Annotated in this window: 8 protein-coding genes; 3 read left to right on the top strand and 5 right to left on the bottom strand. The window is 69.9% G+C overall.

The features are described 5' to 3' along the window. Positions 1-20 precede the first annotated feature (20 nt). The 5 genes from ACWGST_RS16565 to xseA all read right to left on the bottom strand — a co-directional run bounded on the left by ACWGST_RS16565 (position 21) and on the right by xseA (position 4,399). A complete protein-coding gene (locus tag ACWGST_RS16565; RefSeq protein ID WP_452047765.1) occupies positions 21-1,436 on the bottom strand; it encodes a class II fumarate hydratase in 1,416 nt (471 codons plus the stop codon). A 59-nt stretch (positions 1,437-1,495) separates the two neighbouring features. Further along, positions 1,496-2,125, bottom strand: coding sequence for a carbonic anhydrase (locus ACWGST_RS16560; RefSeq protein WP_452047767.1), 630 nt, complete (start codon positions 2,123-2,125; stop codon positions 1,496-1,498). A 65-nt stretch (positions 2,126-2,190) separates the two neighbouring features. After that, positions 2,191-2,832 (bottom strand): DUF4245 domain-containing protein, encoded by a 642-nt coding sequence (locus ACWGST_RS16555; RefSeq protein ID WP_452047764.1) that lies wholly within the window; start codon positions 2,830-2,832, stop codon positions 2,191-2,193. Then, positions 2,832-3,080 (bottom strand): exodeoxyribonuclease VII small subunit, encoded by a 249-nt coding sequence (locus ACWGST_RS16550; RefSeq protein WP_452047763.1) that lies wholly within the window; start codon positions 3,078-3,080, stop codon positions 2,832-2,834. The genes ACWGST_RS16555 and ACWGST_RS16550 overlap by 1 nt, the downstream gene beginning before the upstream one ends. Before the next feature lie 101 nt (positions 3,081-3,181). Further along, a complete protein-coding gene (gene xseA / locus ACWGST_RS16545) occupies positions 3,182-4,399 on the bottom strand; it encodes an exodeoxyribonuclease VII large subunit (protein WP_452047762.1) in 1,218 nt (405 codons plus the stop codon). Between the two features lie 88 nt (positions 4,400-4,487). Here xseA and ACWGST_RS16540 point away from each other — a divergent pair, with 88 nt between their 5' ends. The 3 genes from ACWGST_RS16540 (at position 4,488) to ACWGST_RS16530 (ending at position 8,092) form a co-directional block, all read left to right on the top strand. Next, positions 4,488-5,528, top strand: coding sequence for a 4-hydroxy-3-methylbut-2-enyl diphosphate reductase (locus ACWGST_RS16540; RefSeq protein ID WP_452047766.1), 1,041 nt, complete (start codon positions 4,488-4,490; stop codon positions 5,526-5,528). Between the two features lie 162 nt (positions 5,529-5,690). Next, the gene (locus ACWGST_RS16535; protein WP_452047761.1) at positions 5,691-6,365 is read left to right on the top strand and encodes a TetR/AcrR family transcriptional regulator; all 675 of its coding nucleotides are present in this window, start codon (positions 5,691-5,693) and stop codon (positions 6,363-6,365) included. Further along, entirely contained in the window at positions 6,359-8,092 is a 1,734-nt protein-coding gene (locus ACWGST_RS16530) for an ABC transporter ATP-binding protein (RefSeq protein ID WP_452047760.1), read from the top strand. Before ACWGST_RS16535 ends, ACWGST_RS16530 begins: the two co-directional genes overlap by 7 nt. The last annotated feature ends 60 nt before the right edge of the window (positions 8,093-8,152 follow it).

Raw genomic sequence — 8,152 nt, 5'->3', positions numbered from 1 at the left:
AGGCATCCGTCGTTCGTGTGCTACTTCGCCTGCGGCGGGCGCGTCATCGACAGCAGGTCGAGCGCGGTGTCGAGCTGCTCGACCGTGAGGTCGCCGCGCTCGACGTAGCCGAGCTCGATCACGGCCTCGCGCACGGTGATGCCCTTGGCGACCGAGTGCTTCGCGATCTTCGCGGCGGCCTCGTAGCCGATGAGCTTGTTGAGCGGGGTCACGATCGACGGCGACATGCCCGCGAGGGCGGTTGCGCGGTCGACGTCGGCTTCGAGGCCGTCGATGGTCTTGTCGGCGAACACGCGCACCGAGTTGGCCAGCAGGCGGATCGACTCGAGCAGCGCGGTGCCCATGACGGGGATCTGTACGTTGAGCTCGAAGGCGCCGGAAGCTCCGCCCCACGCGATCGTCGCGTCGTTGCCGATGACCCGGGCGCACACCATGAGCACGGCCTCGGGCACGACGGGGTTGACCTTGCCGGGCATGATCGACGAGCCGGGCTGCAGGTCGGGGATGCGCAGTTCGCCGAGGCCGGTGTTGGGGCCCGAGCCCATCCAGCGCACGTCGTTCGCGATCTTCGTGAGGCTCACGGCGATCGTGCGCAGCGCGCCCGAGGCATCGACGAGCCCGTCGCGGTTGGCCTGGGCCTCGAAGTGGTCGACGGCCTCGGTGATCGGCAGTTCGGTCTCGGCCTGCAGCAGTGAGATGACGAGCTGCGGGAACCCGGCCGGGGTGTTGATGCCGGTGCCGACGGCGGTGCCGCCGAGCGGGACCTCGGCGACGCGGGGGAGCGCCGTGCGCACGCGCTCGATGCCGAGGCGGATCTGGCGGGCGTAGCCGCCGAACTCCTGGCCGAGGGTGACGGGGGTCGCATCCATGAGGTGGGTGCGACCGGCTTTGACGACGTCGGCCCAGAGGACGGCCTTCGCCTCGAAGGCGACGGCGAGGTGGTCGAGCGCCGGGATCAGCTCGTCGATGAGCGCCGCGGTGACCGCGATGTGCACCGAGGTCGGGAAGACGTCGTTCGACGACTGCGAGGCGTTCACGTGGTCGTTGGGGTGCACCGGGCTGCCGAGCTTGCCGGTCGCGATGGTGGCGAGCACCTCGTTCATGTTCATGTTCGACGAGGTGCCGGAGCCGGTCTGGTACACGTCGACGGGGAAGTGCTCGGTGAAACCGTGCATTCCGGCGATGACCTCGTCGGCGGCGGACTCGATCGCCGTCGCGATGGCCGGGTCGAGCACGCCGAGCTGCGCGTTGGCCTGCGCGGCGGCCTTCTTGATGCGCGCGAGCGCCTGGATCTGCTGGGGCTCGAGGCCCGCACCCGAGATCGGGAAGTTCTCGACGGCACGCTGGGTCTGCGCCCGGTAGAGCGCCGATGCGGGGACCCGCACCTCGCCCATCGTGTCGTGCTCGATGCGATAGTCGGCGGCGTTGTCCACCACGGTGTGTTCCCCTTCGGTTCTGCGAGTGCCGGCCGGGGCCGGCATGCCGAGTGACGGCGTCAGATGCGACCGATGACGATGTCGGTCTCGACGCGACCTTCGAACAGTCGGTAGTTCGCGCCGACGATAGCCAGCGTACCCGCTGCGATCGCGTCGCTGATCATCTCGGAGCCCTCGACGAGCCCCGTGACGGTGTTGCGCAGGTGCTCGCGGCCGACGAACCCGGCGTCGACGTGCTCGGGCTCGATCGGGGCTCCGTCGGCAACCCCCGCGACCTTGCGCACGGCGGGCACGATCGCGTCGACGAGCGCGCCGATGTGGCCCGGCAGCGGCGCGGCGTCGGCCGCCTGCGAGTCGATGGCGGCGCGCACGGCGCCGCACTCGTCGTGCGCGAGCACGAGCACGACGGGAACCTGGAGGATGCCCACGGCGTACTCGATCGAGCCGAGCGATGAGGCGTTCACGACCTGGCCCGCGTTGCGCACCACGAAGGCGTCGCCGAGGCCGATGTCGAAGATGATCTCGGCCGCGAGGCGCGAGTCGCTGCAGCCGAAGATCGCGACGAGCGGCCGCTGGCTGTGCGCCAACGACGACCGGTGGTCGATGTCTTGACGGGGGTGCTGCGGTTCGCCCGAGATGAATCGCTCGTTGCCGCGTCGCAGTTCACGCCACGTCTCGGCCGGCGTCATCGGGCGTTCGGTCGGCTCCGTGGTCACAAGTGCCTCTCAGTGTGTGCTGGTCGGTGGCGGGCGGGTCAGTTCTGCGCTTCGATGGTCGTCGTGAGCGCCGACGCGAGGGTCTCGAATTCTTCGGACGTCGCGGTGCCGAGCAGCACGAAGGTGGTGCCGCCCGCTTCGGTCGTGAGCCCGTAGCGGGCATTGCCGACATCTTCGGATGACTCGCGGTTGTCGTAGACCGTCCACTCGACGCCGTCGATCGTGGTCGTGCCGACGGCGAGCGTGCGGGCGAGCAGGCCCGCGACCCAGGTGGGGTTCGCGTCGAGCCCCTGGTAGAGCCCGATGAATTCGTCGCTCGGGGTGAGGTAGCCCACGTACCAGGCCGTCACGTCATCGGCCTGGCTGACGCGCAGTTCGGCGGCGTTGGCGCGCCAGCCCGCGGGCAGTTCGGGAACGGCGAGCGGGTCGCCGCTCGCAGGCTGGGCCTGCAGGGCGACGGATGCCACGTCGACATCGCGCTCGATGGGGGTGTCGCTGCGCGGCACGAGCAGCACGATGACGAGCACGATGCCGAGGCTCGCCCCGAGCGCGAGCAGGAGGTTGCGCAGCGTCTGGTTCTGGCGGTGTTTGAGGGAATCCTCGGCCTTGCGGGAGGCCGTCTCTTCGGGAGTCTCGGGGCGGCCGAGCTCGGCGACGACCCGCGGTGCGCGCTGCGCCATCAGCGGTCGCCGGCTTCGGTATCGGCGTCGCGAGCAGCCCCGGCTCGCGCGGCGTCGAGGCGCGCCTTCGCGCCGATGAGCCATTCTTCGCAGCGGGCCGCGAGGGCCTCACCGCGCTCCCAGAGGGCGAGCGACTGCTCGAGGGTCGCCGAGCCCTGCTCGAGCTCGCCGACGACCTGCACGAGTTCGTCGCGCGCCTGCTCGTAGCTCAGCTCGGAGACGGCGGTGGGGGAGGGCATGGCATCCATTCTATTCGGCGCCGCCGACGGTGCCGTTCGTCGCTGTCGACCACTCCCGATTCGAGTCGCCCGAATCTGTACGAGGGCGGGCGACTCGGATGAGGAGCGGGTCAGCTGTGCGCATCTCCCTCGGAGCGCGCGGCGACGGTACCCTCGGCGAGGGTGATCGTGAGCGCGGCGCCGGCGGGAGCGGCGGCGGGCGCGGTCACGACGTGGCCGTCGACGCCCTGCACGATCGCATAGCCGCGGTCGAGCGTGGCCTGCGGCGAGAGTGCGCGCAAGTGCCCGCGCAGCTCGGCGACGCGATGCGTCTGCCGGTCGATCGTGCGCTCGACGAGTTCGGCGCCGCGCGCCACCCAGCGGGTCAGGTCTTCGGCTCGGCGATCGACGATCCAGGTGGTTTCGGCGAGTGCCGGTCGTGAACGCAAGTGGCCGATGCGGTCGATCTCTCGGTGCAGGATCGCCTGCAGCCGCATGCCGAGCCGCGCGCGGGCCTGCTCGACCCGCACGAGCTCTTCGCCCACGTCGGGCACGACGCGCTTGGCGGCATCGGTCGGCGTCGAAGCCCGCAGGTCGGCGACCTCGTCGAGCAGTGGCCGGTCTGCCTCGTGGCCGATCGCCGAGACGATCGGCGTCGCGGCCGCCGCGGCGGCGCGCACGACGCGCTCGTCGCTGAAGCCCAGCAGGTTCTGGAAGTCGCCGCCGCCGCGGGCGACGATGATGACCTCGACCTCTGGGTCGGCGTCGAGCCGCTCGATCGCCGCGACGACCTCGGGCACGGTGCGGTCGCCCTGCACGGCGGCGTGCACGACCCGGAACTCGACGGCCGGCCAGCGCAGACGGGCGTTGCGCAGCACGTCTTTCTCGGCGTCGCTGTCTTTGCCCGTGATGAGGCCGACGACCCCGGGCAGGAACGGCAGGCGTCGCTTCCGGTCGGCCTCGAACAGCCCCTCGGCCGCGAGCTTCGCCCGCAACCGCTCGAGGCGCTCGAGCAGGTCGCCGAGGCCCACGTGCTTCAGCTCGAAGACCTGCATCGACAGCGAGCCGCCCTTGACCCACCAGTTGGGCTTGACGAGTGCGATGACCCGGTCGCCCTGCTTGAACTGCTCGTCGAAGCGCGCGCGCACCGACGACCACACCTGGAACGAGAGCGTCGCCTCGGCATCGAGGTCTTTCAGCTTGCCGTAGACGTTGCCGCCCGAGACCCCCCACTGGGTGATCTCGCCCTCGACCCAGACCGTGCCGAGCCGGTCGATGTACGCCTTGAGCTTGCCCGAGAGGAGCGCGACCGGCCACGGAGCATCGCGTGTCGCCGGAGCATCCGTCATGTCTGGCCTCCCAGCCGTCTGTACGCTTCAGCCGCGTAGGATGGGCACCGTGACGAGCATTACGGAAACCCCTCGAATCGGCCTCGGCATGCCCAGAATTCCGGGCGTGCGCGGCCGGCTCAAGGATAACCCGGTCCCCGGACAGAAGCGGGTGCTGCTCGCCGCCCCGCGCGGCTACTGCGCGGGCGTCGACCGCGCGGTGATCGCCGTCGAGAAGGCGCTCGAGCACTACGGCGCCCCGGTGTACGTGCGCAAGCAGATCGTGCACAACATCCACGTCGTGACCGAGCTCGAGGCGCTGGGCGCGATCTTCGTCGAAGAGGTCGACGAGGTGCCAGAGGGCGCCAACATCGTCTTCAGCGCGCACGGCGTCTCGCCGGCCGTCGTCAACGCCGCCGCCGATCGCGGACTGCACGCGATCGACGCGACCTGCCCGCTCGTGACCAAGGTGCACCGCGAGGCCGTGCGCTTCGCGCGCGACGACTACGAGATCCTGCTGATCGGCCACGAGGGCCACGAAGAGGTCGAGGGCACGGCGGGAGAGGCCCCCGATCACGTGACGATCGTCAACAGCCCCGACGACGTCGACAACATCGAGGTGCAAGACCCCGACAAGGTCGTGTGGCTCTCGCAGACCACGCTCTCGGTCGACGAGACCATGGAGACGGTGCGCCGGCTCCGCGAGCGGTTCCCGAACCTGCAGGACCCGCCCTCCGACGACATCTGCTACGCCACCCAGAACCGCCAGGTCGCGATCAAGAAGGTCGCGCAAGACGCCGATCTCGTGATCGTCGTGGGTTCGGCCAACAGCTCGAACAGCGTGCGCCTCGTCGAGGTCGCGCTCGAGTACGGCGCGAAGGCCGCCTACCGCGTCGACTACGCGAGCGAGGTCGAGCAGGAGTGGCTCGACGGCGTCGAGACGGTCGGCGTGACGAGCGGGGCGTCCGTGCCCGAAGAGCTCGTGCAAGAGCTGCTCGAGGCGCTCGCCGACGCCGGGTACGGCTCGGTCTCCGAGGTCAAGACGGCCGAAGAAGACCTCATGTTCTCGCTGCCGAAAGAGCTGCGCAAAGACCTCCAGGGCAAGACCGACGCACGGGCGCTCGGCGGGCGGAGCAGCGCGCAGCACTGAATCGCGGTCGCGCAGGGTACTGAGTCCGAGTCGCGGTCGCGGTCGCGCGGCATCGAATCGCGGTCGGATGCCGCGGCACGCCGTTTCGCCGTCGGCGAACGCGACTGGAATCTGTGTCGCAGGTCATGGAGTGAGCGCTCACTCCGCGTAGGATCGTCGCTCATGACGACCATGGCGACCATGACGGGGCGTGCGAAGCGCGCGAAGCCGATGCCGGTCGAAGAGCGTCGAACGGCGATCGCGCAGGCGACGTTGCCGTTGCTCGTCGCCCACGGCCGCGACGTCACGACGCGGCAGATCGCCGACGCCGCCGGGGTCGCCGAGGGCACACTGTTCCGCGTGTTCGACGACAAGGAGGCGATCATCGATGCCGCGGTCGAGCACTTCCTCGACCCCGAGCCGTTCCGGGCGGCGCTCCGCAGCATCGACCCGTCGCTGCCGCTCGAGCTGAAGATCGAACTCGTGCTCGGCCGGTTCCTCGATCGGTTCGCCGGCATCTTCGGGGTCTTCGCCGCGCTCGGCGGCCGCCCCCGCCCGCCCGAGGCGCGCACCGCCGAGGTCGTCACGAGCATCTTCGAAGAGCTGCTCGCTCCCGACCTCGAGCGGCTGCGCGTGCCGCCAGCCCAGGTCTTCATGTTCGTGCGCCTCGTCGCCTTCTCATCGGCGATGCCGCAGTTCGGTCCGACCACGGGACTCGAGCCCGATCAGCTCGCGCACCTCATCGTGCACGGCATCGCTGCGCCGGCGAACACGCCTGCGCCCGCGACATCCGCCGCCCTGCATCACCCGACCACTCGACCCAGCCCGACCTCGCCGATGGGAACCACGTCATGCTGATGAAACTGCTGCGCCGGCACCTCCGGCCGTACTGGGCGCTGCTCGTCGGCGTCGTCGTGTTCCAGCTCGCGCAGTCGATCGCGTCGCTCTACCTGCCGACGCTGAACGCAGACATCATCGACGACGGCGTCGCCAAGGGCGACACGGCCTTCATCATCTCGACCGGCGGCGTGATGCTCGCCATCACACTCGCGCAGGTCGCGTGCGCCATCGCGGCCGTGTACTTCGGCGCCAGGGCCGCAATGGCCTTCGGCCGCGATCTGCGCGTCGCCGTGTTCCGCAGGGTCGCCGACTTCTCGGAGCAGGAGGTGTCGCGCTTCGGCGCCCCGAGCCTCATCACCCGCTCGACGAACGACGTGCAGCAGGTGCAGATGCTCGTGCTCATGTCGTGCACGATCCTCGTGTCGGCGCCCATTCTCGCGATCGGCGGCGTCTACATGGCGCTCCGCGAAGACCTCGTCCTGTCGTGGATCATGGTCGTCGCGGTGCCGGTGCTGCTCATCTCGGTCGGGCTCATCATCAGCCGCATGGTGCCCCTCTTCCAGGCCATGCAGAAGAAGATCGACGGCGTCAACCGTGTGCTGCGCGAGCAGCTCACCGGTATCCGGGTGATTCGCGCCTTCGTGCGCGAGGGCGTCGAGAGCGAGCGCTTCCACGAGGCCAACGATGCGCTCACCGACACCGCGCTGAAGGCCGGGCGGCTCTTCGCCCTCGTCTTCCCGGTCGTCATGCTCGTGCTGAACGTCTCGAGCGTCGCGGTGCTCTGGTTCGGCGCGTTCCGCGTCGAAGACGGCTCGATGCAGATCGGCTCGCTCACCGCGTTCCTCAGCTACCTCATCCAGATCCTCATGGCCGTCATGATGGCCACGATGATCGCGTTCCTGCTGCCGCGTGCCGCGGTCTCGGCGGGCCGGATCGGCGAGGTGCTCGAGACTGAATCGAGCGTCGTCGACCCCGCGAATCCCGTCTTCGCCCTCGCGGCCCCCGGCACGGTGGAGTTCCGCGGCGTCGACTTCGCCTACCCCGGCGCCGAGGAGCCCGTGCTGCATGACGTGAGCTTCGTCGCCGAACCCGGCCAGGTCACGGCGATCATCGGCGCCACCGGCTCGGGCAAGACGACCATCGTCAACCTCGTCGCACGGCTCTTCGACGCGACGGGCGGCAGCGTGCTCGTCGGCGGCGTCGACGTGCGCGAGCTCGACCCCGAGGTGCTCGGCGCGCAACTCGCCCTCGTGCCGCAGAAGCCCTACCTCTTCGCCGGCACGGTCGGCTCGACGCTGCGCTACGGCGACCCCGACGCGAGCGACGCCGAACTCTGGACCGTGCTCGAGATCGCCCAGGCGCGCGACTTCGTCGCCGCGATGCCCGAGCAGCTCGACGCGCCCATCGCCCAAGGCGGCACGAACGTGTCGGGCGGGCAACGTCAACGACTGTCGATCGCGAGGGCGCTCGCGAAACGGCCGCCGATCTACCTCTTCGATGACTCCTTCTCGGCGCTCGACACCGCGACCGACGCCCGGCTTCGCGCGGCGCTCTCGCGATCGGTATCGGATGCCACGATGATCGTCGTCGCCCAGCGGGTCGCGACGATCGTGGGGGCCGACAAGATCCTCGTCGTCGAAGACGGCCGCATCACGGCCCAGGGCACGCACGACGAACTGCTCGTGACGTCTGAGGCGTACGCCGAGATCGTCGAAAGCCAGCTGAGCGTGGAGGAGGCGGCATGAGCGCGTCGAAGCAGCACCCCGAGGCATCCGGCGGCCCTGCCGACGAGCCGCAGACGGCCG

Source organism: Agromyces sp. NPDC055520 (assembly GCF_053619715.1).
This window is presented reverse-complemented; position numbering and strand designations above follow the sequence as displayed.

Coding starts and splice junctions, on each gene's coding strand:
- ACWGST_RS16560 (WP_452047767.1), bottom strand. CDS start 2,125: ATGACGCCGGCCGAGACGTGGCGTGAACTGCGACGCGGCAACGAGCGA.
- ACWGST_RS16555 (WP_452047764.1), bottom strand. CDS start 2,832: ATGGCGCAGCGCGCACCGCGGGTCGTCGCCGAGCTCGGCCGCCCCGAG.
- ACWGST_RS16550 (WP_452047763.1), bottom strand. CDS start 3,080: ATGGATGCCATGCCCTCCCCCACCGCCGTCTCCGAGCTGAGCTACGAG.
- xseA (WP_452047762.1), bottom strand. CDS start 4,399: ATGACGGATGCTCCGGCGACACGCGATGCTCCGTGGCCGGTCGCGCTC.
- ACWGST_RS16540 (WP_452047766.1), top strand. CDS start 4,488: ATGCCCAGAATTCCGGGCGTGCGCGGCCGGCTCAAGGATAACCCGGTC.
- ACWGST_RS16535 (WP_452047761.1), top strand. CDS start 5,691: ATGACGACCATGGCGACCATGACGGGGCGTGCGAAGCGCGCGAAGCCG.
- ACWGST_RS16530 (WP_452047760.1), top strand. CDS start 6,359: ATGCTGATGAAACTGCTGCGCCGGCACCTCCGGCCGTACTGGGCGCTG.